The following is a 24,178-nucleotide window of genomic DNA, read 5'->3' on the forward strand; positions in this document are numbered from 1 at the left end:
ATGTTACAGACAACGCAATTAGAAAGGATTTTTATCCATAAGGAGAACGGGCAGGAAGTCCGCTTAACCGACCCCGGTAAAACATTCGACCCCGATATGGTACTCAACTTTTATGCGAGTACATATCCGGTATTGACCAACGCACGGATTATCGGGCCTGAAATCAGGAATGATGAAGTACAGTACCGCTTTGAAAGCACAATGGGTACTAAGGGTTAAAACGATTCACCATGGAAAAGCTAATCAAAAAAAGAAAAGTAACCGTCATAGAACACAGTAAACAATGGAAAATACATCAGCTATTCGGTCAGTTCACCGAGCGGTTAGACCGCTTGCCGGACGCAAGAGAGGTACAGCAAAACCCGTTAAGGAGCGCACCGCAGGAATGCACCGGAATGGTTTTTTGAACCATGCCTTTCAGCCTGTTTGGGGTGTAGCCTTTAATGACTGGCAAAAGGCTGAACAGGAGTTTTTTATTTCCGTCGAAAACCTGTGCAGACTCTACGGATGGACAAAGCCGGATGTTTCCGGCCTGTCCTTTCCCGAAAATATCAGGGAAGCTTATAATAAGGTTACTGAACAGCAAACACGCAACTTCGATTTACAGGTTAAAATCGGACAGGATAAACAACATGCCTGTTGCATGACCACCCTGAAATCATTTGATACAGGCTATCACTTATTTTATATCCCGGTGAGGCCGGTTTGGAAAATGCGGGACATAGAGGCGGAGCGTCCCCGGTACCAATTATTTATTGTGCTTTTCGCCTACCTCTATCAGGTTGCAGGAGTGCCGTTCTTTAATGAACCGGGAACGGTTGACAGTAATTATGACACGATTAAAAACTGGCTGGAAGAGGTCGATGGTGACGAGGATGAAGAAGATGTTATTTACAGAAATCAGCAAGTCAACGAATTGAAAATATTGGAGCAGGCGGGGAAGATACTACAGTCTGAAATTCAAAAGCAATTCCAATTGAAAGATTTGGAACGGCTTTGCCTTAAATACCAAAATACGGGGGGGGCTGATAAATACCTGACGGAGTTGGTTACGGAGTTTATCAAATTGATTAAGGACTACCCTAAACGGGCATTAAGGGAAAGCATGTACTACGAGGATGAGCCGGAGGATAACAATACCATTTATTGGGAACAGTATATTTCCTTTTACTGGAGCGGGGAAGACAGGCTTGCAAAAATGCTGTTCAGGATGATAAACGATGAATTTCAGGAAATGGGTTACCAGGAAGAACCCGTAACCATGCAATGGTTTGACCGCCCGCAGGAAAAGCCCTGCCATGTTTTCGATTTTGAACCGAGGATTTTATCACTGATAGACCGACTATCTGAAATATTAAATGATTACGATTATGAAGAACCTAACGAATAACTTTTGTAATTCCTATCAGCCGGTTAAAGCCCTGCTGATTTGTCAGAAACAAACAACTGTTGAAGATGGCGGGGAAGAAAGCAATATTTACGTGGAAAGCTATGATATTGGCAAATTCGGAAAGCCGATAAACGCCCACCCGCTTACCTTTAAGGAAACTCTGCAATTAAGCGGCTTGTTTCAAGCCGCCGAGGAAATGAAAACGGGCTTCCTGCGAAGCAGGGGCATCATACCTAATCAGGTGCTGTATGTTAATCCCCAACAGGGCGGGTATGCAGTTTGGTTTACCCCACCGCAGGAAGTGCCGTTATATTTCGCATCCGCTTTGGGAATTAAATCAGGGAGGGGGAAAGTCCCGGCAATGCTTTGGAAAGCAGGCCGGGAAGAATTAGCAGTATTTGCCCTGAAAGCCGGTAAAAAACCAACAGGCAACACCAAATTGTTCCATGCACCATTCTTTAATATTTACCGTACAGGCAGGGTTTGTATGGGGACGGTTAAAATCAATATCAGCGAGTCCGCCCGTTTGGAAGATTTCATGGCACAATGGGAAAATTACTTTTGGAACAGCTATTTCAGCCACCTGATGGATGACTTTAACCCGGTAACCGAAAACATCGTCCAGTTATGGCAAACACTGGTTAAATCAGAAAATGCCTTTCCAACTCACCTGTTGAAATCCACCAATGACACCTTACAAAGCTTAATGACATGAAAACGAAAAAATTAAAAGCCGTCAGGCCGAGCGTGCATATCGTAGAAAAAACATTGCTCAACCCTTATAACCCGATACAGATTAATTTAATTGGTGCAGGGGGAACAGGAAGCCAGTTCCTTACCGCTTTAGGCAGAATGAACCACGCATTGATCGCACTGCATCATCCCGGTTTAATGGTGCGGGTATTTGATGATGATATGGTTGAGGTTGCGAACCTCGGCAGGCAACTGTTCGCTACTGCTGAATTGGGTATGTACAAGGCAGTGGCACTGGTCAACCGGATTAACCTGTTTTTCGGAACGAACTGGAAAGCCATCACCGATAAGTACAATAAGGAAACGATTGCAGTCTCCCCCGATTTAAGAATGGCGGAGTTCACCATATCCTGTGTTGATACCGTATCCGCACGTTTCGAGATTGCGGAATTACTGCTCAATTTGGATGAGCGGGTTACCTATATGCGTAACCGTCCGCTTTACTGGATGGATTTCGGGAACAGCAGGGATACGGGACAGGTTATCCTGTCAACGCTGACAGACATCAAGCAACCCGAAAGCAAAAAGTTCAGGGTGGTGGAAACACTGCCTATGGTTACTTCGGAATTCAGAGAATTATTGGAAACCTCGGAAAGTACGGACAATACGCCAAGCTGCTCTTTAGCCGAAGCCCTGACCAAACAGGATTTATTTATTAATTCTGCATTAGCCAATTTAGGCGCTTCCCTCTTATGGCAGGTATTCCGGGAGGGCATACTGTTCAACAGGGGCTTTTTCCTGAACTTAAAGGAGTTTAAAACACAGCCATTGAAAGTGGCCTGATTTCATATCAAAAGAACCAAGTGATGAAAATTATAGATTTGGATGGCAAGGAAATTATAGTAACTGATTTGCCGATAGCCGTTTTGCAGGCGGATGATTTCCGCCACTACCGGGTAAGCAAGCCCTCTGAATATGATTTGTATTTATATAAATATTGGGAAGATATTTATCAAAAACTGTTATTATTGGACACAGAAATAAAAAGCGGGAGTTAGGGCAATGATACGTTTCACAAAAGGCAATTTACTGGAATCGGGCGCTGAAGCGTTGGTAAATACGGTCAATACTGTTGGGGTAATGGGGAAAGGAATCGCCCTGCAATTCAAACAGGCGTTCCCCTTTAATTATAAAAAATACAAAGAAGCGTGTAGGAAAGGCGAACTGGTCACAGGCAAATTGCTTGTAGTTAAAGACAGCAACCTGCTGACAGGTGAAAAAACGATTATCAACTTTCCTACCAAGCAGGATTGGAGAAACCCGGCGAAAAATGAATATATCGCTTCGGGACTAATCGAACTGCTTTCTTACCTGAAACAAAGTAAGCTCAAAAGTATTGCTTTACCCGCCTTAGGCTGTGGAAATGGCGGGTTGGACTGGCAAGTTATCAAGCCCATGCTTACCGGTATGCTGTCCGAATTATCAATGGAGATCATTGTTTACGAACCAGCCTGATACCAGCCAAAACGCCCGGCGGGCTCCCCGGCAAACCGGGGAGCCCCGTTTCGCCCCGTATTTTCATATCATTGATAACTTTGGTGAAAATACGGGGCGCTCCATTGCTAAAACTGCTTCTGTCCTGACCGACTGATTTAAATGGGCGGGATTTCCCTCAATCAAAACCTTCGCTGAAAAATTCTGCTGGCGTTACTCTCAATGCTGCAATGATCTTTAGCAGGCTATTATACTTCACATTACCGCCAAGTTCTACACGGCGAAGCAGGATTCTGCCGATGTCATTTTCAAAAGCGAACCTTTCATAATGATGGTGGCCTGCTTTCATTCGTAGCGTCTTAATCCGGTTACCTAATTTTTTGAGCGCATCAACCTGGGGGTCAACTCCGTCGATAATATTGAATTGGTTTGAAATCATGCCCGGAAATTAAAGAACGTTATGGAATCCTGGTACCCCTTTAAAGATGGTTCTTTTGTGAACATTATTCAGTAATTTTGGCCATCTAACAGTGGCATTCCTGCCACTAATTGTGATAAGGTTTAGGTTAAAAGTCCCGGCAGCGAGTGCACGGGACTTTTTGTTAAACTAAAACCTTAAACCACCGGTTGAGACTGCTTATGCAGGGATTGAAAATAAGGGAATATCAGGCAGAAACAAATAAGCTCAAATTTTCATCTTTGGCGTTTTTATAGGAACTGCCTGCTTGCGTAAAACCGGATTTCACCAGCAGATCACGCATGTCATCGTTTTTTGTCGTTGCGTATAATTTAACACCAGGCTTTCCGGCCTGCAATGCGGTAACTAATTTCGTGCTGATGCCAAGTCTTCTGAAATCCTGGTGCGTAACTGCATAACCTATTTCGTACCGGTAGCTTTCCGCCATCCCCGGAACTTTGGCTTTTAAAAAGATCCCGGTTATATAACTTCGTTTTTGATTTTTAACAGAGGCAACACCCGCCACCTGACCGCCGATATAAAAAAAAGCAAGCGTATCGGCCCGGGCTATCCGATCTTCCAGCCCTTCCGGATCGACCTGTTTTCCCGAAAGGACCAATTCATAAAAGGCTGCCAATTGTTCTTTGGAACATTCGGCCGGGGATAGTAACTGGATTACGTGATCGCTCATGGATTGATTAATTCAATTACAAGGTAAGGCTTATATTTATTCCATATATCTTTTGTGGATAACAAAGCATCGATCGCCAATCGAAATCGTTTATTTTTACAGACAGGAATTATCTGTCCTGGAATCGGAATATGCCTAAACTAACCAATGAGCAAAGAAGATTAGCTACTGTAGATTTAACTTTAACATACCTGAACAATTATTATTCAGAATGGCGGTATACCAAAGTATTGACCCTTCAGAAGCTTATCGATAACCGGTATGAGTTTTATGCAGATCTTACCAGCAAGGTTAAAAGTAACCGGGACGATACTGGCGAAGCTACCATTGCCCAGGAGATCCAAAATGGCTTATATTTCGATGCTATCGCGCAATGTATTCAGTATATTGAGGATCTGTTCGCCCTGATCCGGGCTTCCAAACAACCGGAATTTTTTATACGAAACATCATAACATACAAAGCGGGCGAAGTAACCAACTTTATTAAAACTTTTAAGGCAGAAAGAAAATACGTGGCAAATGCCTTCCATTTTCCCGATAACCTGCCTTATGACAAGGAAAGTGATCAGAAAAAGTATTTCGACGGGGCCGAACGTTTAACCGGTTATATGGCAGAACTTGTGCAGTTTTATAAAGATTATGAATTTTTTTATAACCAGTATAAGCACGGCCTTTCCGTAGCAATGCGGCCCTTTGGGAATATTTTTAACGCTGAGCAGGTTGCGAAAGACAAAGCCGGGGAAATGTCGCCTTATCTGTCCGTTTATGATAACCTGAGTATTGCAGCAGGGTTAAAAAAAGGGACGGTGAAAACTACCCATGGAATTATGATGCCGGGTTTTACGGAGAATGTCATGCCCTTTATGTCTCAGTTAGGGGAAGAGCATAATTACCTGCGACTGGTTTACCCGGCTGATTGGCCCAATTTCAATTTGGATATATTGGTCCAAAAAGCTGAAATGACAAAGTGCTGTCTGCAATTATTTATCTTTAACTACTCATGGAAAATTAAACCGGAAGGGACAACCTTTAAGTTTCAGCTTCCTTCAGATTATCGTTCAAAAGATGCCGTTGAGTGTCGTTATACCAGTGTCCCGGATTATAAGCCATGAATATTAAACCTACGCAAACCACTAACAGACCCCACTTTTCCGATCTTGATTCATCTCGTTTCGAAGATATTTCCTTTATGCTCCTTGAAGCCATGTACACCTGGCATGAACTGATACATATCGGCAGGACAGGAACAGATGGTGGGGTCGATATTAAGGGAATAAAATTAGAACCCGGCGGCAAAAAGGAAAGCTGGCTGATCCAATGTAAGCGCCATGCCAGGGTCAGCCAGGGCGAATTGAAATCCATGGTCGATAAAATTATCACCAATTACCGGATGCCTGATGTCATTTTATTAATCGTGTCCTGTGACCTTACGAGAGCTAAATATGATTATATTAATACCTATTGCACAAGCCTCGGTGTACCTGAATTAATTATTTGGACAGCTACCACCCTGGAGTCATTTTTATATGCTCATCCGAAAATCAAAGCCATCGCGTTTGGTCATGATCCGGCGCAAGAAAAAACAACGCAAGCCAACGCCCGGCAAGTTATCAGAGGACTGAAATTAAAAGAAAAATTGCTCAAAGCGATCATTAATCATAAAGCCATAAAAGACCCGGCAAACAGGGCCAGAATATCGAAAGATCCCAGCCTGAAATTTATCAGTGAAGACGTTTACATCCGTTCAGTAGATGACCGCACCTATCCCAAAATGCCCGAAAAGGAAAAGGCTAAAATCAGTCCCTGGTTTCGTTCGTTCTTTTACGATACTTACCATAATGGCATAGAGCTTCACCTTTCCGCTGCGATAGGGGCCGATATCATTATGGACAAAGATGGGTATTGGGAACCTATACGCAGTTCTGATGATGAACGGTTAAAAAGCCCTTTATACAAGGTAGTACCTGTTAAATGTATTGGCAGGATTCCTTATTCAGGTATTGCCGCCTTTATTCCTGATGGAGATGAAATGACGTCCTGCCCTCATTTATTTTGTTTGTTTGATCACGATGGAATGCCTTATGAAGAGATCTACTATAAATTTCAGGGCAATAAAAATAATGCCTTTATAGAATGGGATCTGGACCGTTCCAAGCAAACAGTATTTCCAAAGATCAAATAATGAATGAGACAAATATAGATTTCAATACACTTTCCCTCTATACAACGCCCGTTGGAAGGATAGTGCAACAATTCATTACCGACATGTATTTGAAAAAACATGAACGGACCAGTGAATACGCGCTATACCTGCAAGATCTTAACGACATTATGACCAGCATCAGCCAGAGTTTTGATGATATTACATTAACCATTAAGTTGATCCGTTTTGCTCATCCAAAAATTAAATCATTTAAAATGACGAAGGCTGATCGCGGCGATTATATAAAGTACCATTTCGAGAATTACTTTTTTCGCCTGCCGAAATTAAAAGACCAGGTGCTGCAATTGCTGAATAAGGTTTTCCGAATGGGGTTATCACAATCTCAGGGCCTGGAAAAGAAGGTACGTGCCCACCCGGTAGTTCAAAATAAAAAACTCTATCTTTTCCTGGATTATTTTGAAGAAGCTTTTGCCAGGATCAAACCGCTTCGTGATACAATTGCCCACCGGGGCGATTTAGCAGATTCAGATATGACCATGCTGACATCGTACCAGTTAGCGCCATACGATAATGACGTTTATGAAATGCGCCTTAGAATCATGATTAGCAAAGCAGAAGTCTTTGAAAAGAACCAGGGAATACTGAAGCAGGCAGTTATTATACTATTGTTAGCTTTGGAAGAAGAATTTAATCCGATCTTAAATTCACTCTCCAGATTACCCTGATTCTGCAACCTAAATATAATGAACTTACACAATGAAGATCAAATTCGAAAACTTGCCAAAATCCCAATCAGTGATTGGGACTTTACATTTTTGCGGATTTTCTAATCTGCGATTGCCCTATTAAACAGGTTTTAGGCTTGTTCTTTGAACATTATTATTAAAACTCAAGTCCGAACAAACTATAAAACTTATTTGGTTGATAATTGGTGGTTTGTGGTGTAAAATATATATCGTCTTGTAAGGGTAATGATAGTATGGCACTGGTTAGACGATGGGCTTCCGGTAGGGCACTTTCAGGATGTTCAACTGTGAGAAAAACTTGAACACCGGCTTTGCGTCCGCTATCAATTAGTCGTTGTAAGATAAAGGCGGCTGATTGATTATCCAAAACGTGCTTCTTTAAAACAACCGCAAAATCCTTTGAAGCAGCAACCGGCTCCAGTGCGATTTCAACATTGAGATAAGGGAATTTTTGAAAGTTTCGTTTCATTTTCAAATATAATAAACCGTTTATTAATGATATTCAATGATAAAATCTTTGTTGCCAATATACTATTTAAGATTTTTTTCAATTTCAGCAATAGATGGCAGGCTACCTTTTAAGTTTGATGGTATCGCTTTCGTTAAATTATACTCAGATACTCCGATTGGTTTCTCTAAACCCTTAAGTGCATATTCGGCCACAATTTTGTTTTTCTCCTTACAAATTAAGATTCCGATAGTCGGCTGGTCATGCTGGTGCTTTAAAATTCCATCTACGGCATTTAAGTAAAAGTTCAATTTGCCAGCAAATTCCGGTATGAACTTCCCTGCTTTGAGTTCTATTACAATATAACAACGCAGTCTTAAATGGTAAAATAAAAGATCTATATAGAAATCTTCGCCGCCAATTTCCAGTGGATATTGTCTGCCAACATAACTAAAACCATTTCCAAGTTCCAGAAGAAACTTGGTCATATGGCCAACAAGCCCATCTTCTAACTCTTTTTCAAAATGATTATCGGCCAGGTTTAAGAAGTCGAATTTATAAGGATCTTTAAAAATTTCCTTTGCAAGATCACTTTGTGACGGAGGAAGGGTAGTAGAAAAATTGGTGACTGCCTTACCCTTTCTAAGATATAAATTGCTTTCAACCTGGTTAACCAACATATTCCGGCTCCATCCATTTTTGACTGATTGTTCGATATAAAATAGCCTTTCATTACCGTCCTTAACTTTATCCAATAAAGTGATGTGATGGTACCAGGGCAATTTTGCAAGTGGCACTTGCAAAATTGACGATGTGGATTCTAATTTTGCAAGTGGTGCTTGCAAAAATAAGGGATATGCCTCTGCAAATGATTGCATGTACTTTAAGTTACGTGGAGAGATCCCCTTCATATCTGGAAAAGATTGCTTAAGATCATTAGAAAGCTTGTCTATAATTTTGGTTCCCCAACCCTCATTATTTCTTTGATTCTGGATATTGTTACCAATTTTCCAGTACAATTCGAGCAACTGCTCATTAACAGTAAAGGCAACTTTTAGCCGTGCGTCAGCTATATCAGTTTTAAGCTTGCTTAATAGCGATAAATAACTTTGATCATTATCCATACTTTTCGGGATTTAAGCCGCAACTTGTTTACGGCGTGCTGGCCTTCCTTTTGTTTTAGGCTCTTCAAATTTCATTAGCATATCTGCCATTTCTTTTTTGGTTTCGTTTTGAAAGCCAGCAAAATAATTTTGAGTGGTGTTAAGTGTAGTGTGCCCCAAAGCTTCCTGAGCAAATTCCATTCCCTGTTTCCTCGTAACCTGCGTTGTAAAAGAATGTCGGGCCTCCATGGTTCCTTTAATGTCCATGCCAACACTATTGGCCAGTTTTTTCATGTGCTGATTGATAAAGCGAACGAAGTTCTGGTTTACTCGATGACGTTCTTTAGCATCCATGCCAGGAGTGAAAATGGGGAATACATAATCATTCGGCCTGCCCTTTTTATTTCCATATTTTTCTATTACCCATTTGACATAATCAGTCATGGGTACGATAATCGGTTTGGGATCCTCTTTAGTAGTACGTATAGTTTTATGCCTTAGAAAGGAGAAGTAAGTGCCATGCAGGTCCTTGAACTTGAGTTCAGAAATATCCCTGATGTTCATACCATTGCACTGGTAACTAAAGAACCAGAATGCTTTCGCTTTTTCTTGGAATATATTTCCTTTTGTATCGGCGTTAAAGAGTTTTTTCAGATCGGGAGACTCAATTGCCTTCTTTGTGTTTTTGCCTGTTGGAATCTTGTACTTCTTGAAAGGATAGATTTCTTTATCAATTAAGCCATCTTCAATTGCTTGATTAAAGATCTTTCGGGTCGCCCGCAAATAAATACCAACAGTTGTTTTGCTGTTGTCCTGTGCAATCATCCAGTTTTCATATTTATTAAGAAAATCCGGAGTGATCATGTCGAACGTAATAACCTCAATCGGATTTTTTCGGCTGGAATTAATATATTCCTTAATAGAATTAATGCTGCATGAATAGCTGGAAGCAGTGCCTGTTTGGTCATTTTTATCCAGAACTTTTATGTAATTATTGTAATGATCAATGATATTGGTTAAGGATATTTTTGTCGCAAACAATAGTTTCTCGAATTTTTCAAAAGTGAATATCTTTAACTCGTCAACAACTTCATTCGCTTTTGATTCAATTGAATTAAGCTCAATCTTTAAATCTTTAAGGCGATCTCCCTTTGGTTTTTGTGTTTTATAGGAGTCTTCAAAGTCTTCTTTAGACAGGCGAATATTGGTTGGGAAATACCTTTGTTTACCGTAATAAACCTGAATTCTTATTGGATATAAACCATCCGCATTTGGTTTTCTAGTATCGTGATATAATGAAATTACCGCCTTCTTCGTTATCTTTTCCATATTTCAACGTTTTTTCGCATACTATTTTTATTTTCACAGTACAAAAATAGGCATAATGATATTAAAAATGCACTTTTTGGTAAAAAACTTTCGCATACTTTTCGCATATTTTGGACATAAATAACGGTAAAAATCGACAAATATCGAAATGTTCAAAATTAATAAAATACTGATTATCAATAAGTAAATAGAAAAAAGCAAACATTGAAAAGGATATGTTTCTGACTGTTAATCAGAGGGTCGCTGGTTCGAGCCCAGCCTCAGGAGCCACAAAATCAATGATTTATCCCCACTCTGGCGAGTGGGGATTTTTTTTTTCTCGCACAATTTTTGAAAAATTCACATTTCGTATGGTTATCAAATACTATGCTTTCCGTCGGGCATGGTGGCCTAAATAATAACTATATTTCGCCGCGTTGTAACGCTGCTGCCGCATGATTGGCCGCACGGGCAGTTAGTGCCATAAACGTTAACGAAGGATTTTGTGTACCGGTTGAAGTCATACAGGCACCATCTGTTACATATACGTTCTTGCAGGTATGTAGCTGGTTCCACTTATTGAGCATTGATGTTTTAGGGTCTTTACCCATTCTTACCCCGCCGATTTCATGAATATCAAGTCCTGGATTTTGCCCACTGTCGGCGGTAATAATGTTTTTGCACCCCGCTTTATCCAACATTTCCGCGCCTTGTATTAAAAAATCTTTTAATAATCGCACATCGTTGTCATCATAGCCAACTGAAATTCGCAATAGCGGTATGCCCCATTTATCTTTGAGATTGCTGCTCAATTGCACCATATTGTTAACCTTAGGAATGGTTTCGCCTTGCATCATCATAAAAACGTTCCACTGCCCGGGCTCACTTATTGCCTCTTTAAACCCTGCCCCCACTGTTGGTCCATCCGTATTATGTCCCCAAGCAGCACGGGTAGCCGTATAAAAAACCATATAACCCCTTAAAAAATCTGTTTCTTGCTTGTACAAATTTCGAAAATTTGGCATCATCACTGCGGTTGGCCTACGTCCGTAATAATACTTATCCATGGGGCCGTCAAAACTTGCCGTCATCGAACCCCTATAATTATGAAATGCAATATATTTACCCAACAGGCCGTGGTCATTCCCCAATCCGTCAGGAAAACGCTTAGAAGTAGAATTGAGTAAAATAAGGTTAGTATTCAACGTAGATGCATTCACGAATATAATCTTAGAAAAATATTCCACAGCCTTGTTAGTATGAGCATCAATTATGCGAACACCTATTGCTCTTTGCTTGCTTTCGTCATAAATGATGGAATGAACAATGGAATCTGGCCGGAGCGTTAATTTTCCTGTTTTACTGGCCCAAGGTATGGTTGATGAATTAGAGCTAAAATAGCCTCCAAACGGGCAACCCCGCTCACATAGGCTACGTGCCTGACATTGTCCTCTGCCTTGTTGTAAATGAATTTCTTTGGGTTGTGTCAGATGAGCACATCTACCTATAATCACATTCCGGTCGCTGTAATTAGACATTATCCGTTTTTGTATCTCCTTCTCAACCACATTCATGGTCCAGGCTGGCAGAAACTCGCCATCAGGCAGTGTTTCGAGGCCATCATGATTCCCGCTTATACCAACAAAGTGCTCAACATGGCTATACCAGGGAGCAATATCTTCATAACGGATCGGCCAATCAACAGCAAACCCATCCCGGGCTGGACCTTCAAAATCGAATTTGCTCCAGCGCTGTGTTTGACGCGCCCATAATAATGATTTGCCACCTACCTGGTAACCCCGTATCCAATCAAATGGTTTATCTTGCACATAGGGATGTTCTGCATCTTTAACAAAAAAATGCTCACTTGCTTCGCTGAAAGCATAACAACGCTCTGCAATAGGGTTACTTTCTTTTATCTGAAGTGGCAAACGTCCGCGATGCGGAAAATCCCAGGGGTTCATGGTTGCAGTAGGGTAATCTTTGATATGTACTACGTCTTTACCTCTTTCCAGCAGAAGGGTCTTGAGGCCCTGCTCACAAAGTTCTTTAGCAGCCCATCCGCCACTGATGCCCGAACCGATGACAATTGCATCAAAAGCGTTATTCGGAAGTTCATTAAAATTTACGTTCGCCATGGTGACTTAAGTTTGTCAATGCAAGATAATAACGGAATGCATAAAATGGAACACCGTTTTTGCCGATGTAGATTTGCGCTGCCTCCTGTTTCCCATTTTACTTTATCCTCCTAAACGTTAAAGCAAATGAATTTGGCTTTCTATATCGCCTGCAGTTTATGCCTGGTTAATGTGTTTAACATCAATTATTTGGGTGCTATTTATCATTCTTTAATGCCAGCTCTTTAAATACTTTTGAAGGTATCAAATACAAAGGTTATGATTAACAGGAATAACCCGGGCCCTTCTGCCGGCGGCCGGCGTCCGCTGGAAACGGAGATTCCGCTTTCTGAAAAAGATGAGCAGGCCCGTTGTATGGAACGCATGCGAAAATTGCAAAGCGAAGCGCTTAAACTATGGCACGCATTAAAAGAGAAACGTAAATGAAAAAAATACTCGTACTCACCGATTTTACAGCCAATGCCTCGCACGCGGCGGCGGCGGCGCTCCGTATTGCCGCCAAGATGGATGCTGGCATCTGTTTATACCATACCTTGCCTTATATTCCGTTGATACCCGGCGATAGCGGCGGCCCGTATGTGGCCGAAACGGCCAACATGCTCTTTGAGGATAGCAAAGAACGCCTGATCCAGGAGGCTGACAAATTAAGAGAGGTTTCGGTAATGGTAATGGGCCATTGCCTGTACATTGAAGAAAGAAACGGTGAGGGCAGCCTTGGCGACGTCATCGGGGACCTTACCGAAGAACCGGACATTGAAATGGTGATTATGGGAGGCAGATCCGGGGGCGCACTGGAACATCTGATCACTGGCAGCAACACCGCTGCTGTTATCCGGAAGGCCCGGAAACCGGTACTTATCATCCCCATGAATGCAATTGTAAACGTGCCGGAAAAGGTTGTTTTTGCCACCGATTTTGGAACATCTGATATACCGGCAGTAAGCTTTCTGCATAATCTGGCAGTGCGGCTGGGTTTCTACCTGGATATTGTTCATATCATCCCTCGTAATGAAGTAGTAACCGGGATCGGTGCCGAGGTTGCCTTTCGAAATTACCTGGTTCGCCATGAGCTCAGCTACAACCAGGTGCAGGAAACAGATGTACACAAGGGGTTACAGCATTACTGCGAGGAAAACGGTGCCAGCCTGTTAGCCATGTCTCATGGAGAACATTCTTTCATTGCCAGGATGTTCGGCCATAGCGAGTCCCGGGCGATGATCGCTGATCAGCGACTGGCGGTGCTGGTTTTCCCACCCGGTTTTAAATAAGCCCGGCAGCATGACGACGGATTTACTCCGATCATTTTAATAACTGACGAAAAGGCGCATTTATTCAAAAATGAATAATTTAAAACAAGGAATGACGAATTACCGGCTATGAAAAGGTTAGTAAAGATAAGAAGAGCCGACGGGAAAATTAATCCGTATCCCTTCCTGATCCTGGTAGCGGTGGTCATGATTATCCTATTTATGGTGTTCCATTTTATTTTTCGGAACCAGGTTTTTTAACAGGTATACCTGGGCGACAAAGCCGGACGATAACGGCGACGGGCCGTAAAATCTTTATAGCCACCATTCCCTTTTGAGCAGCAGGAAAATAAAAACAAGGCCGAACCAGGCAGGAAAAAGAACAAAGATCAGGAACATGCCCTGTTGCGCAATGCGCACCTTTATTAGTGATATATTTTTTTCCAGGACATTGCCAGTTTAACTTGACGGGACGGGTTCCCTCAATCAAAAATTTCCGGGAAAAAGCCGTCACCCGGAGGCGGTAAATCATAAGGCGATATTTCCTGTGGCCTTTCTTCGGGTTGAGCATATGGGTCCTCCGCCGGAGTGGGTGGTGGTGTGGGCTCAACCGGAGGTTTTACTTCGGGTTGTGGTTGTACTGCGGGCGCTTCTGTGGGCAGCGGCATATCCCCATTTCTTTTGATGGTCATCGTCTGGATTTTTACAAGTAAAGTAATTGAATTTAAGGCGTTCAATGGATGATTAGTATCATTATTCCCCTTGATGTTGATCACCAATAATGAAGCTTTTGGCCAATTTTTTGGTTACATAATTCAGCGATATGCAATAGCAGCGTTTGTTATGGCCAATAAGCAACCATAACCATTGGTGCCGGTAGCCAATAAGCACAGTTCGCCTAAATCAGGAAAGTACGCGAACCAGGTGCTCAATATCGCCCATGGTATTGTATACCGACGGCGATACCCGGAACCGGTTTTCATAAAGCTGTATGTTAATACCGGCCGCAGCCAGTTTTTGGTGCAGTTTTTTTTCGGCACCTTGCAGGGCAAAGCTTACTATCGGCGATGTTGATTCAGTTGGCGTCATGGGTTGGTAGCCCAGCTTAGGCAATTCCTGTTGCAGTTTATCAAGCAGGGGCTGGCGGTACTTTTGTATGTTATCCACGCCGGTTTGCAGCAGGTAGTTTAGGGAGTATATAAGCGCCGGCACGGCGGCATTGCCCAGTGTACCCACTTCAAAATAATTGCGGGTTTTGTCGCCCTGCACAAATTCAAACGGGGCATTTCCGGCAGTATCAAAAGGGAAAACGTGCGATTGCATATCTTTTAGCTGGCGGTAGCCAAACTGGCTGCGTTTAATTAACGGTAGTCTGTCTTTTCGCACATATAAAAAACCTGCGCCAAAATCGCCCATTAGCCATTTGTAGGTGGCGCACGCACAAAAATCAACACCAATGGCATGCACATCTATAGGCACCGCGCCTGCTGCCTGTATAATATCCGCGTACACCAGGGCTCCCCTGGCATGGGCTATATCGCAAAGCGCCTTCAAATCGTGCTGGAAGCCGTTAATCATCGATACCAGCGAAACGGCTACCAATTTTGTACCCGGTGTTATGGCGGCATCCATATCGGCCAGTTCAATTTTATTGTTTTTGGGCATAACCATTTTTACATCTGCACCCTGCCTGGCCATTTCCGAGTATAAGTACAACGAACCATCAAAATGGTAAGCATCGGTAACTATCCTGGCAGCTGTTCCTGGTAAGCCAAGGCCATTTACCACCAGGTTTTCGCCAGCCATGGTACTGGGCACCCATGAAATTTCGTCGGCATCGGCATTTATCAGGCGGGCAAATAAGGTGCGGGCGGTGTTTCTGTCCTGGTCAATCGTATCTGTTGCTTTTCCGTTTGCCAACCTTAAATCAAGGTAGCTTTTGATGTTTTTGGCACTGCCAATGCTCATAGGGTGGGTATAAGCAGCGTTTAAAAATGTTCCTTTAATTGCAAACTGATCCCTGGCGGGGAGTGGGTTGTCGTTTACTAACCCGGTGCCTGGCTCGTCAGCCTGGTTTTTGGCCAAACTGTTTAATAATCCCGGTGCAAAGGGTAGCACGCCCAAAATAGAAAGCAGGCTCCTGCGCGATGGGCTGTAATTATTGGGCATAGATTTTTTTTAAATTGATTGTTTTGCCTATTGATAACACCGGTATGCTATCGTGGTAATTCATCTTAAAGCCATCAATCAGCCGGATGGTTTTAAAGTCGAGCGGTTTGCCTTTAATCAGGTAGGTTTGTATTTCGTTACGTACCTGCTTTTTGGGGATGAATTTTGATGCCGCGGCAATATAATCGTCCAAAGTTAAATTGGCGGCCGGGTTTGCGGCATGAATCTGCCGGTTTCTTTTAAATAAAGTCAGCAGGAAATCCCTGATAGAAAGTTTGCCGCCCGAGGCCAGCCGGATTTGGTTATCGAAGTAAAAGGCATAAATGAAACCTCTTTTATAAGGCAGGGTCTGGTAGTTTTTATCAATCCAGAATTTGGCAGCGATGGAGTCATTTGGCGCGTTTTTTACCTGGCTGCTATAATGGTCGTGCAAATTGTTTTTATTCACATAGCCCAAAAAGGCGGCCTTATCCTGTATGCCCGATTTTACCAGGTTAATCATTGTCACGTAATCATTAAACCCTTCGCCAAACCATTGGTTGTCAAATTCATCGTTGCCAATTTGCATGTTATTGCCAATCCATGAATGCGAGGTTTCATGGGCCAGCACCCGCTTTTTATCGTCGTCAAATTTTCCCGAATAACGCATAACAAAGCCATGCTTTTGGCTGTACCCGGTAGCCCATGGCTTGTCAATTGATAAAAGCGGCAGCACGCTGATGTAATAGTAAGGCGCTTCGTTGTCCTTCCAAAAATCGCGCAGCCCCGGAAAATAGAGCTCGAAAAAGGGTTTAAGCTCGGCTTTTAAGTTGTTAATGGTATCGCTTTTTGATGTAATGGAATAATAGGGGATGCCGTGTACTTTGTAGGTGTTAATAACCAGGTTGGCGCCCATCAGCATCAATACGTCCTGCTCCTGTTTAAGCGTAATGGTTTGTTTAACAGCCGGGCCGGCGCCGGCCGCGGTCGACATAAAATAAGGTAAACCCGCCGGAAATGTATCCCATTGGATACTTGCCTCGCTGGCCGGATGCCCCACCGGGTTTATCATAAAAAACTGGGGCACCAGGTATAATATATTGGGCGTTATCAGCGGGCGAAACAATTCATCAACTGTTGCCCGTTTGGGGTTGCCAACCAATTGGCCGTTAATGGTGTAGCTTATTTTAGTTGGCCCCGCGCCGGTATGGTAAACCGTTATTTTCCTTTCGCGTGGTGTAAGCTTTATTTTGTCTTTAGTGTTTATGTTTTGCAGCACGTTAAAAATCTCCTTTTGGCCGCCAAAATTGAGGTCGCCGTAAATAAATACGGTGCTATCTTTGTTTGCGGGCATATAGTCGAGGCTTACCTGCAGTATGGCCGATTTTCCGTCCCAGCCAAGATGATAGGCTAATGGCGGTGCAGTGTTTTTATTTTGTGCTTTTAAAAAAAGGGGAGCGCTGCAAAGAAGATAAATTACCGGTAGCAATCGGGTCATGGGCTGTTTCAATATCTGGCTACAATATATAAAATTTGCACCGCATTAAAATCACAGCTCATTGGAGAGGTAGGGGGGAGTCGTAAACAACCCCGTCCTCATTGGCTGCCCATAAATTAGGAGCTTACAGATATAAAACCCGATATTGAACAATAAAAATAATACGATGGAAATAGCCCCGAATACAACGCTTTTTACCACTAAGCATTACCATAAAGCAAGTGTTCTTTTTGTTGCGATGAAACGGATGGTGTTAAGCTTAGCATTCCTGGTACCTTTAATAGCACAAGGCCAGCAAATTCAGCCTGATACCGTTGGCGGGTATAAGCAGGTTTGGGCCGATGAATTTAATAACGAGGGGGCGCCAAACCCCGCCAACTGGAAGTTTGAGCAGGGTTTTGTACGCAACCATGAAGACCAATGGTACCAGGCCGGCAATGCCACCTGCCACAACGGGTTGCTGGTAATAGAAGCTAAAAAGGTGCACCTGCCCAACCCTGCGTATGTGCCTAACAGTACCGACTGGCAGACCAGCCGACCGTTTATTGAATATACATCGGCCTGTATGAATACCGGTGGCCTGCAAAGCTGGCAATATGGCCGGCTGATTATGCGCGGCCGGATAAATACCGATGCCGGCTTATGGCCGGCTTTCTGGACCTTAGGCCTTAACAAGCCCTGGCCATCAAACGGCGAAATTGACATTATGGAATTTTACCAGGATAAACTGTTGGCCAACATAGCTTGTGGCACCGATGTACCCTACCAGGCCAAATGGTACAGCAATATCAAAAAACTCGATGAATTTGAGCCCGGCTGGAACCAGCGCTTTCATACCTGGCGAATGGATTGGGACGAAACATCTATTAGCCTGTATGTTGATGACATATTACTTAACCATGTGGCTTTAAAAAACCTGGTTAACCAGGACGGCAGCAACTTTAATCCGTTTAAGCAGCCGCATTACATCCTCCTAAACCTGGCCATTGGCGGCGATAACGGCGGCGAACCATCGGCAACCACTTTTCCAAAGCGGTTTGAGGTTGATTATGTGCGCGTGTATCAAAAATAAAAAGCCGGATAACCAGCTTTATCAATATACAAGACAGTTCATGACGGTTTCACCGTTTCAACACGTATTATTGTGTAAATAATTATAAAACCACAGTCTGCATTTTAATTGGGTTGATACATGGCTATCGGGGCCGCAATGGTTGCGATAGGTTATGCTGGTGTGTACAAACCAAACGGGTGGTTTTATTTTTGACATTATTAACCTTAGTATAACTTATACCCCTTCATGAAAAAGAGTTGCCTGTTCGCTGTTAAAAGTATTACGCTTGTTTTCGCCTTGTTTTTTTTCATTTATCCTGTTAATAATGCAGCCGCATTGGCCGTGCCGTTAAAGGCCAATCCCGCGGCCGGCGTTGATAACCTGCAGGTAGAGTATACAGATAAACCCATCGGTATTGATGTGGAAACACCGCGCTTTAGCTGGCAAATGAAAGCACCGGCAGGGGCAAGGGGCTATGTGCAGCTATCGTACCAGCTTGAAGTAAAAGATGGCGCAGGCAAACCCGTTTGGAACAGCGGGAAGATAAACAGCAGCAAATCATCGGGTATTGAATATGCGGGCAAAAAGCTTAGAGCTGCCACCCGTTACACCTGGAAAGTTACCGTTTGGGACCAAACAGGTGCCATGTTAACCAATACATCCTGGTTTGAAACGGGCTTAATGGATCCCAACCCTAAATTATCGGCCTGGGATGGCGCCACCTGGATTGGCGGCGGCAACAACGATTTGGTTTTATACTCCAAATACCTGCCTGTTTTTAATATGAATTACAAACTGGCCATTGCGCCCGGCAGCACCCGTGCAAGCATCATCATGGGTGCCAATGATGCCCGGTTAATGGATAAAAACAAAAATATTTTCCAGGTTGAGAATAAAAAGGACGAGAGTTATTTTAAAATCGAGCTGGATATTTCAAAGGTGGGCAGCGCCGGTACGGGTAACGCCAAAATTAACATATACCGTAGCGGTTATACCGGCAATGATACCGCTACACGTGTACTTAAATCGTTTGATATTAAAACAAGCGTAATTAACGAAGGCAATAAAAACAAAGAGCACCGTTTTGCAATCAATAACGAAATGGGCACTTTAACCTTTAGCGTAGACGGCGACTATGATTTCCTGGTAGATAATGATAAAACCCCTGCCGCCGCCCAGCCTGTTTTTCCGCCCCGCGGGCCGCACCGGGCGGTAATAACCCTTAACCCGCTGGGCGCGCGTGATGTAATCTCGTTCGGTTTGCTTTGCGATATTGGTTATGCCGTGGATGCCGGGCAGCAGGCCGCATTTTCGGGGCTGGAGGTATCCAACGCGCGCAAACCGGGAAATACCTTGTTTAAAGAGGACTTGTCGGCACAAAATTATGCGGGTATTTATAAATCTTTCATAGGCAGCGGTGACATCAGTATAAAAAACAACCGCTTCCTGGTTTCGGGCGGTAGCCAGGGTGTTTTTGCGGTGGCCGACCCAAGCCATAACTCCATGCCCATGCTACGTACCCAATTTGAAACAAACAGCAAAAAAATTGCAAGCGCCCGCCTGTATGTTACCGCTCGTGGTATTTACGAAGTTTACCTGAATGGCAAACGCGTAGGTAACGATTACTACAATCCCGGTTTAACGCAATACAACATTACCCACCTGTACCAAACCTATGACGTTACCACCATGGTAAACAACGGGCAAAACGCCATAGGCGCTATGCTGGGCGAAGGCTGGTGGAGCGGTTTGTTAAGCTACGGCACCATCTGGAACCACTTTGGCGACAGGCAATCGCTTTTAGCCAAGCTGGTGATTAAATACACCGATGGTTCAAAAAAAGTAATTACTACCAACGATAAGGATTGGAAATATTACAACAAAGGGCCCATAGTTTACAGCAGCCTGGATATGGGCGAAGTTTATGATGCATCATTAGAAACCGGTATCAGCAACTGGAGCACCGTTAATTATAACGATAACGCATGGCAAAAAGCGGTTAAGGTACCGGTAGACGGTACCGCCTATTCGGGTATATCCTATGACTTTTTTGGTCATAAGGACGATCTTAATTACGATAAGCTATCGCTGATTGGACAAATTGGCCAGCCCGCCGGCATTTACAAAACACTTACCGCACAAAGTATGCAAGAAGTACGCAAAGGCGTGTATGTGTACAACATGGGGCAAAATATGGTGGGCGTGCCCAAAATCTATATCAAAAATGGCAAGGCCGGTAAAAAGTTATTGTTGCGTTATGCCGAAGTTTTATACCCGGCCCTCAAAGAATCGGGTAAGAATGTGGGGATGATCATGACCGAGAATTACCGCGGGGCCCTGAGCCAGGATGTGTATACCATGAAGGATGGCGGGCAAACGTTTCAGCCGCACTTTACATCGCACGGGTATCAATATATTGAAGTTACCGGGGTTGATGAACCGCTGCCGTTAAGCGCCGTGCAGGGGTTAGCCATGAGCTCTATCCACAAGCTAACGGCCGACTACGTGACTTCGAACCCTAAAGTAAACAAGTTGTGGTCGAACCTTACCTGGTCAAATATCGATAACTTTTTAACCATCCCTACCGATTGCCCGCAGCGTAACGAGCGCATGGGCTGGTCGGGCGATATCAGTATTTTTTCGCGTACGGCTACCTACCTGTCCAACAGCGACCAGTTTTTGAGGCGGCACCTTTTTGCTCTGCGCGATTTGCAAATGCCCAACGGAAAATTTACGGATATTGCTCCCGTGGGCGGCGGCTTTGGCGGCGTACTCTGGGGCAGCGCGGGTATTACTATCCCCTGGGAAGCATATCAGCAATATGAGGATGTAGCCTTGTTGAAAGAGCATTACCCGGCCATGGCCAGGTACATGAGCTTTATCGACTCCACCATCAGCAAAAAAACAGGCCTCAGTTCCGATTCGCAATTAGGCGATTGGCTTGGTCCTCAAAATAACCAGCTGGGTACCGATTACCTGGTAACGGCTTACCATATTTTCGACCTGGGTATTATGGTAAAGGTTGCCATCGCTTTAAACAAGCCCGACGACGCTGTAAAATACCAGGAAAGGTATCTTGAGCGCAAAGCCTTTTTTAACAAAACCTTTATTAATGCCGATAAAAAAGCGATGGGACTTGTTGGTCGTGGAGCGTTTGACCCGCCGGGTACCAAACAGGAATTTAAAGTAGCCGATATACAAACTGCATATGCTGTCGGTTTGTCGTTAGGGGTTTTTAACGACGAGAACATTCCTTATATGGCCAAGAACCTGCAGGCAGTTGTAGAACGCGAAAACAAGGACGATGGCGGTATTACCCGCCCTAAATACTCCCTCATGACCGGCTTTATCGGTACGGCCTGGATCAGCAAATCGCTATCCGATTACGGGCATACCGACCTTGCCTACAAGGTGCTGCAAAACAACCATTACCCCTCATGGCTATACGCCATTGACCAGGGTGCAACCACCATATGGGAACGTTTGAATGGTTACACGGTTGAAAACGGCTTTGGCGGCAACAACAGCATGAACTCCTTTAACCATTATTCCTTTGGTGCCATTGGCCAGTGGATGATGGCCTACTCACTGGGCATCCAGCGCGGCGAGGTTGGTTTTAAAAACTTTATCCTGCAACCCGAGCCCGACCCAACCGGCCAGATGACCTACGCCAAAGGCTACTACGATTCGCCCTACGGCAGGATAAACAGCAGCTGGAAAACGGCAGGGAATACCCTAACTTATACCGCAACCGTACCGGCAAATACCAAAGCTACTTTATACTTGCCCGCTCCGTCAGCTTCGGCGGTAACCGAAAGCGGCAAACCCGCTGCAAAAGCAAAAGGCATCAAATTTTTAAAGTATGCCGATGGGAAGGCTGTTTATGAACTGGCATCCGGGAGTTATGTGTTTAGCGTGGGGAAATAGAGGAGGGAAATAATGAAAACAAAACTAATGCTGGTTGCGCAAGTTGTATTAAGTATTATACTGGCAACACAGATTACGGCTTCTGCACAAACAATTGCCAAACATCGCCTGATTGTAATTACCGACATCGGAAACGAGCCTGATGATTTTATGTCGATGGTCCGGTTAATGCTATACACAAATCAAATCGACATCGAAGGGCTCATCGCTTCAACATCCATTCATCAATCAAAAAAAGTTAGCCCGCAACTCATTGAAAAAGTTATTCGTAGTTATGAGAAGGTGCAACCTAATCTTCTAAAACACGAACCCGGATTTCCAACAGCGCAAAAATTATTAAGCCTGGTAAAAAAAGGTCTTCCGGTTTATGGGATGGAAGGCGTAGGAAAAGGCAAAGATTCGGAAGGGTCGGACTGGGTGATCAAAATGCTTGAAAAGAATGACAGCCGCCCTTTATGGGTGACTGTTTGGGGCGGCCCGAATGTACTGGCGCAGGCACTCTGGAAAATCAGGGAGACTAAAAGCGAAGGGGAAGCAAAAAGGTTGATAAGCAAGCTCAGGGTATACACGATTTCGGACCAGGATAATTCGGGGCCATGGATACGCAGGAATTTCCCCGGCCTGTTCTACATCGCAAGCCCGGGAAATTATTATGCGGCTACATGGTCGGCCATCTTGAGGGTATTTCCCGGCGCCAACAACGAAGTTGTGAGCAATGATTGGCTTATGCGAAATATCCAGCAGGGACATGGGCCGCTGGGGGCAATCTATCCGGATGTGTCTTTTGGCATGGAAGGTGATACCCCGTCCTGGCTCTCGCTGATTCCCAATGGACTGAACAACCCCGAGCATCCAAACTGGGGAGGTTGGGGCGGACGTTATGAATTTTACAAACCGCCCTTTGACCCCAAGCTGAAATGGATTGTTCCGCTGGAAGAAGAGACGAGACCATTTTGGACAAATGCCGAAGACGAATATACACCCTGGGTACAGGGCAAATGGGGGCGTGCCATTGTAAAAGACACAGGCACATACAAAGACAACCATGTAACCATTTGGAGATGGAGAGAAGAAATCCAGCATGATTTTGCGGCAAGAATGGCCTGGTGCAATACGGATTATAAAGCTGCCAATCACCCACCGGTTGCCAAACTCAATATGCCCGAACAGCTTACGGTAAAATCCGGCGAGACATTTAGTCTTGACGGCAGTGCATCCTATGATCCTGATGGAGATGCCCTGAGTTTTCACTGGTTTCAGTACCGGGAAGCGGGAACGTTGCATGATACAATAGCGGTTACTCCGGCAGAAAACATGTCTGTCATTCCGGAACTAAAAGCGCCGGAGGTAAGTAGTCGCCAAACTACTCACTTCATTTTGAAGGTTACCGATAAAGGAACGCCCCGGCTAACCCGGTACAAAAGAGTAATTGTAACCATTCTTCCAAAGCAATAAACAATAACAACAGGACATTTTTTACAACCAATAACAGTTAAAAAGGCGAGGGCGAAAAATTTCATTTCAGCTTGCATCCAAAGGCCGCGGTTAATGCGGCCTTTTGTTTTGTGCGGTCTCCGTTCGCCCGGTTGAGTTGGGTGTGGTTGGATAGGCGGACAAGGTTTTAACGGTGCCTATCTCCACCATGTCATTGCGAGGTACGAAGCAATCTCCG

Annotated in this window: 24 protein-coding genes; 15 read left to right on the forward strand and 9 right to left on the reverse strand. The window is 43.9% G+C overall.

The window, feature by feature from the left end:
• The 6 genes from PQ469_RS03340 (at window position 1) to PQ469_RS03365 (ending at window position 3,598) form a co-directional block, all read left to right on the forward strand.
• Window positions 1-219: a PRTRC system protein C gene (locus tag PQ469_RS03340; protein ID WP_274211719.1), complete on the forward strand. Its 219-nt coding sequence runs from the start codon at window positions 1-3 to the stop codon at window positions 217-219.
• 64 nt (window positions 220-283) lie between these two features.
• Entirely contained in the window at window positions 284-1,390 is a 1,107-nt protein-coding gene (locus tag PQ469_RS03345) for a hypothetical protein (protein ID WP_274211720.1), read from the forward strand.
• Window positions 1,371-2,105, forward strand: coding sequence for a PRTRC system protein B (locus tag PQ469_RS03350; protein WP_274211721.1), 735 nt, complete (start codon window positions 1,371-1,373; stop codon window positions 2,103-2,105). Before PQ469_RS03345 ends, PQ469_RS03350 begins: the two co-directional genes overlap by 20 nt.
• A complete protein-coding gene (locus tag PQ469_RS03355) occupies window positions 2,102-2,926 on the forward strand; it encodes a PRTRC system ThiF family protein (RefSeq protein ID WP_274211722.1) in 825 nt (274 codons plus the stop codon). The genes PQ469_RS03350 and PQ469_RS03355 overlap by 4 nt, the downstream gene beginning before the upstream one ends.
• A 23-nt stretch (window positions 2,927-2,949) precedes the next feature.
• A complete protein-coding gene (locus tag PQ469_RS03360; protein WP_274211723.1) occupies window positions 2,950-3,141 on the forward strand; it encodes a hypothetical protein in 192 nt (63 codons plus the stop codon).
• A gap of 4 nt (window positions 3,142-3,145) precedes the next feature.
• Window positions 3,146-3,598 carry a macro domain-containing protein gene (locus tag PQ469_RS03365; RefSeq protein WP_274211724.1) on the forward strand — a complete coding sequence of 151 codons (453 nt, stop codon included), beginning with the start codon at window positions 3,146-3,148 and terminating at the stop codon, window positions 3,596-3,598.
• Window positions 3,599-3,755: 157 nt separating this feature from the next.
• Here the strand turns inward: PQ469_RS03365 and PQ469_RS03370 are convergent, their stop codons facing one another.
• Both PQ469_RS03370 and PQ469_RS03375 read right to left on the reverse strand, forming a co-directional pair.
• Window positions 3,756-4,016, reverse strand: a complete 261-nt coding sequence (locus PQ469_RS03370; protein WP_274211725.1) for an XRE family transcriptional regulator — start codon at window positions 4,014-4,016, stop codon at window positions 3,756-3,758.
• A gap of 226 nt (window positions 4,017-4,242) precedes the next feature.
• Complete coding sequence (locus tag PQ469_RS03375; RefSeq protein WP_274211726.1) at window positions 4,243-4,725, reverse strand: GNAT family N-acetyltransferase; 483 nt, start codon at window positions 4,723-4,725, stop codon at window positions 4,243-4,245.
• A gap of 131 nt (window positions 4,726-4,856) precedes the next feature.
• On the opposite strand from PQ469_RS03375, the gene PQ469_RS03380 reads away from it, so the two are divergent.
• From PQ469_RS03380 to PQ469_RS03390, 3 genes are read left to right on the forward strand one after another with little or no spacing between them, the layout of a single operon-like run.
• Complete coding sequence (locus tag PQ469_RS03380) at window positions 4,857-5,837, forward strand: hypothetical protein (protein ID WP_274211727.1); 981 nt, start codon at window positions 4,857-4,859, stop codon at window positions 5,835-5,837.
• Window positions 5,834-6,907 (forward strand): restriction endonuclease, encoded by a 1,074-nt coding sequence (locus PQ469_RS03385; RefSeq protein ID WP_274211728.1) that lies wholly within the window; start codon window positions 5,834-5,836, stop codon window positions 6,905-6,907. Before PQ469_RS03380 ends, PQ469_RS03385 begins: the two co-directional genes overlap by 4 nt.
• On the forward strand, window positions 6,907-7,614 hold the full coding sequence (locus PQ469_RS03390) for a Cthe_2314 family HEPN domain-containing protein (RefSeq protein WP_274211729.1): 708 nt from the start codon (window positions 6,907-6,909) through the stop codon (window positions 7,612-7,614). Before PQ469_RS03385 ends, PQ469_RS03390 begins: the two co-directional genes overlap by 1 nt.
• Window positions 7,615-7,771: 157 nt before the next feature.
• On the opposite strand, the gene PQ469_RS03395 is transcribed toward PQ469_RS03390, so the two are convergent.
• The 4 genes from PQ469_RS03395 to PQ469_RS03410 form a co-directional block, all read right to left on the reverse strand.
• Window positions 7,772-8,104, reverse strand: coding sequence for a hypothetical protein (locus tag PQ469_RS03395; protein WP_274211730.1), 333 nt, complete (start codon window positions 8,102-8,104; stop codon window positions 7,772-7,774).
• A gap of 62 nt (window positions 8,105-8,166) precedes the next feature.
• Window positions 8,167-9,207 (reverse strand): PDDEXK nuclease domain-containing protein, encoded by a 1,041-nt coding sequence (locus tag PQ469_RS03400; protein WP_274211731.1) that lies wholly within the window; start codon window positions 9,205-9,207, stop codon window positions 8,167-8,169.
• A 12-nt stretch (window positions 9,208-9,219) separates the two neighbouring features.
• The gene (locus PQ469_RS03405) at window positions 9,220-10,515 is read right to left on the reverse strand and encodes a site-specific integrase (protein ID WP_274211732.1); all 1,296 of its coding nucleotides are present in this window, start codon (window positions 10,513-10,515) and stop codon (window positions 9,220-9,222) included.
• 401 nt (window positions 10,516-10,916) lie between these two features.
• The gene (locus PQ469_RS03410; RefSeq protein ID WP_274211733.1) at window positions 10,917-12,632 is read right to left on the reverse strand and encodes a GMC oxidoreductase; all 1,716 of its coding nucleotides are present in this window, start codon (window positions 12,630-12,632) and stop codon (window positions 10,917-10,919) included.
• A 258-nt stretch (window positions 12,633-12,890) separates the two neighbouring features.
• Here PQ469_RS03410 and PQ469_RS03415 point away from each other — a divergent pair, with 258 nt between their 5' ends.
• The 3 genes from PQ469_RS03415 (at window position 12,891) to PQ469_RS03425 (ending at window position 14,140) form a co-directional block, all read left to right on the forward strand.
• Complete coding sequence (locus PQ469_RS03415; protein ID WP_274211734.1) at window positions 12,891-13,058, forward strand: hypothetical protein; 168 nt, start codon at window positions 12,891-12,893, stop codon at window positions 13,056-13,058.
• A complete protein-coding gene (locus PQ469_RS03420; RefSeq protein WP_274211735.1) occupies window positions 13,055-13,900 on the forward strand; it encodes a universal stress protein in 846 nt (281 codons plus the stop codon). The genes PQ469_RS03415 and PQ469_RS03420 overlap by 4 nt, the downstream gene beginning before the upstream one ends.
• 108 nt (window positions 13,901-14,008) lie before the next feature.
• Window positions 14,009-14,140, forward strand: a complete 132-nt coding sequence (locus PQ469_RS03425) for a hypothetical protein (protein ID WP_274211736.1) — start codon at window positions 14,009-14,011, stop codon at window positions 14,138-14,140.
• Between the two features lie 221 nt (window positions 14,141-14,361).
• Here PQ469_RS03425 and PQ469_RS03430 read toward each other — a convergent pair whose 3' ends face one another.
• From PQ469_RS03430 to PQ469_RS03440, 3 genes are all read right to left on the reverse strand, one after another.
• Window positions 14,362-14,571, reverse strand: a complete 210-nt coding sequence (locus PQ469_RS03430) for a hypothetical protein (protein WP_274211737.1) — start codon at window positions 14,569-14,571, stop codon at window positions 14,362-14,364.
• Window positions 14,572-14,782: 211 nt separating this feature from the next.
• Window positions 14,783-16,048 carry an aminotransferase class V-fold PLP-dependent enzyme gene (locus PQ469_RS03435; RefSeq protein WP_274211738.1) on the reverse strand — a complete coding sequence of 422 codons (1,266 nt, stop codon included), beginning with the start codon at window positions 16,046-16,048 and terminating at the stop codon, window positions 14,783-14,785.
• Window positions 16,038-17,525 (reverse strand): M1 family aminopeptidase, encoded by a 1,488-nt coding sequence (locus PQ469_RS03440; protein ID WP_274211739.1) that lies wholly within the window; start codon window positions 17,523-17,525, stop codon window positions 16,038-16,040. Before PQ469_RS03440 ends, PQ469_RS03435 begins: the two co-directional genes overlap by 11 nt.
• 166 nt (window positions 17,526-17,691) lie before the next feature.
• On the opposite strand from PQ469_RS03440, the gene PQ469_RS03445 reads away from it, so the two are divergent.
• The 3 genes from PQ469_RS03445 (at window position 17,692) to PQ469_RS03455 (ending at window position 23,961) form a co-directional block, all read left to right on the forward strand.
• Window positions 17,692-18,597, forward strand: a complete 906-nt coding sequence (locus PQ469_RS03445) for a glycoside hydrolase family 16 protein (RefSeq protein ID WP_274211740.1) — start codon at window positions 17,692-17,694, stop codon at window positions 18,595-18,597.
• 228 nt (window positions 18,598-18,825) lie between these two features.
• Window positions 18,826-22,506 carry an alpha-L-rhamnosidase gene (locus PQ469_RS03450; RefSeq protein WP_274211741.1) on the forward strand — a complete coding sequence of 1,227 codons (3,681 nt, stop codon included), beginning with the start codon at window positions 18,826-18,828 and terminating at the stop codon, window positions 22,504-22,506.
• A gap of 12 nt (window positions 22,507-22,518) precedes the next feature.
• On the forward strand, window positions 22,519-23,961 hold the full coding sequence (locus PQ469_RS03455; protein WP_274211742.1) for a DUF1593 domain-containing protein: 1,443 nt from the start codon (window positions 22,519-22,521) through the stop codon (window positions 23,959-23,961).
• Window positions 23,962-24,178 lie beyond the last annotated feature (217 nt).

Source organism: Mucilaginibacter sp. KACC 22773, from assembly GCF_028736215.1.
Classification (GTDB): domain Bacteria; phylum Bacteroidota; class Bacteroidia; order Sphingobacteriales; family Sphingobacteriaceae; genus Mucilaginibacter.

Excerpts from the sequence above, each read along its gene's own strand:
- PQ469_RS03435 (WP_274211738.1), bottom strand. The coding sequence starts at position 16,048 with ATGCCCAATAATTACAGCCCATCGCGCAGGAGCCTGCTTTCTATTTTG.
- PQ469_RS03365 (WP_274211724.1), top strand. The coding sequence starts at position 3,146 with ATGATACGTTTCACAAAAGGCAATTTACTGGAATCGGGCGCTGAAGCG.
- PQ469_RS03410 (WP_274211733.1), bottom strand. The coding sequence starts at position 12,632 with ATGGCGAACGTAAATTTTAATGAACTTCCGAATAACGCTTTTGATGCA.
- PQ469_RS03380 (WP_274211727.1), top strand. The coding sequence starts at position 4,857 with ATGCCTAAACTAACCAATGAGCAAAGAAGATTAGCTACTGTAGATTTA.
- PQ469_RS03375 (WP_274211726.1), bottom strand. The coding sequence starts at position 4,725 with ATGAGCGATCACGTAATCCAGTTACTATCCCCGGCCGAATGTTCCAAA.
- PQ469_RS03360 (WP_274211723.1), top strand. The coding sequence starts at position 2,950 with ATGAAAATTATAGATTTGGATGGCAAGGAAATTATAGTAACTGATTTG.
- PQ469_RS03430 (WP_274211737.1), bottom strand. The coding sequence starts at position 14,571 with ATGACCATCAAAAGAAATGGGGATATGCCGCTGCCCACAGAAGCGCCC.
- PQ469_RS03385 (WP_274211728.1), top strand. The coding sequence starts at position 5,834 with ATGAATATTAAACCTACGCAAACCACTAACAGACCCCACTTTTCCGAT.
- PQ469_RS03390 (WP_274211729.1), top strand. The coding sequence starts at position 6,907 with ATGAATGAGACAAATATAGATTTCAATACACTTTCCCTCTATACAACG.
- PQ469_RS03420 (WP_274211735.1), top strand. The coding sequence starts at position 13,055 with ATGAAAAAAATACTCGTACTCACCGATTTTACAGCCAATGCCTCGCAC.
- PQ469_RS03340 (WP_274211719.1), top strand. The coding sequence starts at position 1 with ATGTTACAGACAACGCAATTAGAAAGGATTTTTATCCATAAGGAGAAC.
- PQ469_RS03395 (WP_274211730.1), bottom strand. The coding sequence starts at position 8,104 with ATGAAACGAAACTTTCAAAAATTCCCTTATCTCAATGTTGAAATCGCA.
- PQ469_RS03400 (WP_274211731.1), bottom strand. The coding sequence starts at position 9,207 with ATGGATAATGATCAAAGTTATTTATCGCTATTAAGCAAGCTTAAAACT.
- PQ469_RS03405 (WP_274211732.1), bottom strand. The coding sequence starts at position 10,515 with ATGGAAAAGATAACGAAGAAGGCGGTAATTTCATTATATCACGATACT.
- PQ469_RS03355 (WP_274211722.1), top strand. The coding sequence starts at position 2,102 with ATGAAAACGAAAAAATTAAAAGCCGTCAGGCCGAGCGTGCATATCGTA.
- PQ469_RS03370 (WP_274211725.1), bottom strand. The coding sequence starts at position 4,016 with ATGATTTCAAACCAATTCAATATTATCGACGGAGTTGACCCCCAGGTT.
- PQ469_RS03450 (WP_274211741.1), top strand. The coding sequence starts at position 18,826 with ATGAAAAAGAGTTGCCTGTTCGCTGTTAAAAGTATTACGCTTGTTTTC.
- PQ469_RS03415 (WP_274211734.1), top strand. The coding sequence starts at position 12,891 with ATGATTAACAGGAATAACCCGGGCCCTTCTGCCGGCGGCCGGCGTCCG.
- PQ469_RS03445 (WP_274211740.1), top strand. The coding sequence starts at position 17,692 with ATGGAAATAGCCCCGAATACAACGCTTTTTACCACTAAGCATTACCAT.
- PQ469_RS03425 (WP_274211736.1), top strand. The coding sequence starts at position 14,009 with ATGAAAAGGTTAGTAAAGATAAGAAGAGCCGACGGGAAAATTAATCCG.
- PQ469_RS03455 (WP_274211742.1), top strand. The coding sequence starts at position 22,519 with ATGAAAACAAAACTAATGCTGGTTGCGCAAGTTGTATTAAGTATTATA.
- PQ469_RS03350 (WP_274211721.1), top strand. The coding sequence starts at position 1,371 with ATGAAGAACCTAACGAATAACTTTTGTAATTCCTATCAGCCGGTTAAA.
- PQ469_RS03440 (WP_274211739.1), bottom strand. The coding sequence starts at position 17,525 with ATGACCCGATTGCTACCGGTAATTTATCTTCTTTGCAGCGCTCCCCTT.
- PQ469_RS03345 (WP_274211720.1), top strand. The coding sequence starts at position 284 with ATGGAAAATACATCAGCTATTCGGTCAGTTCACCGAGCGGTTAGACCG.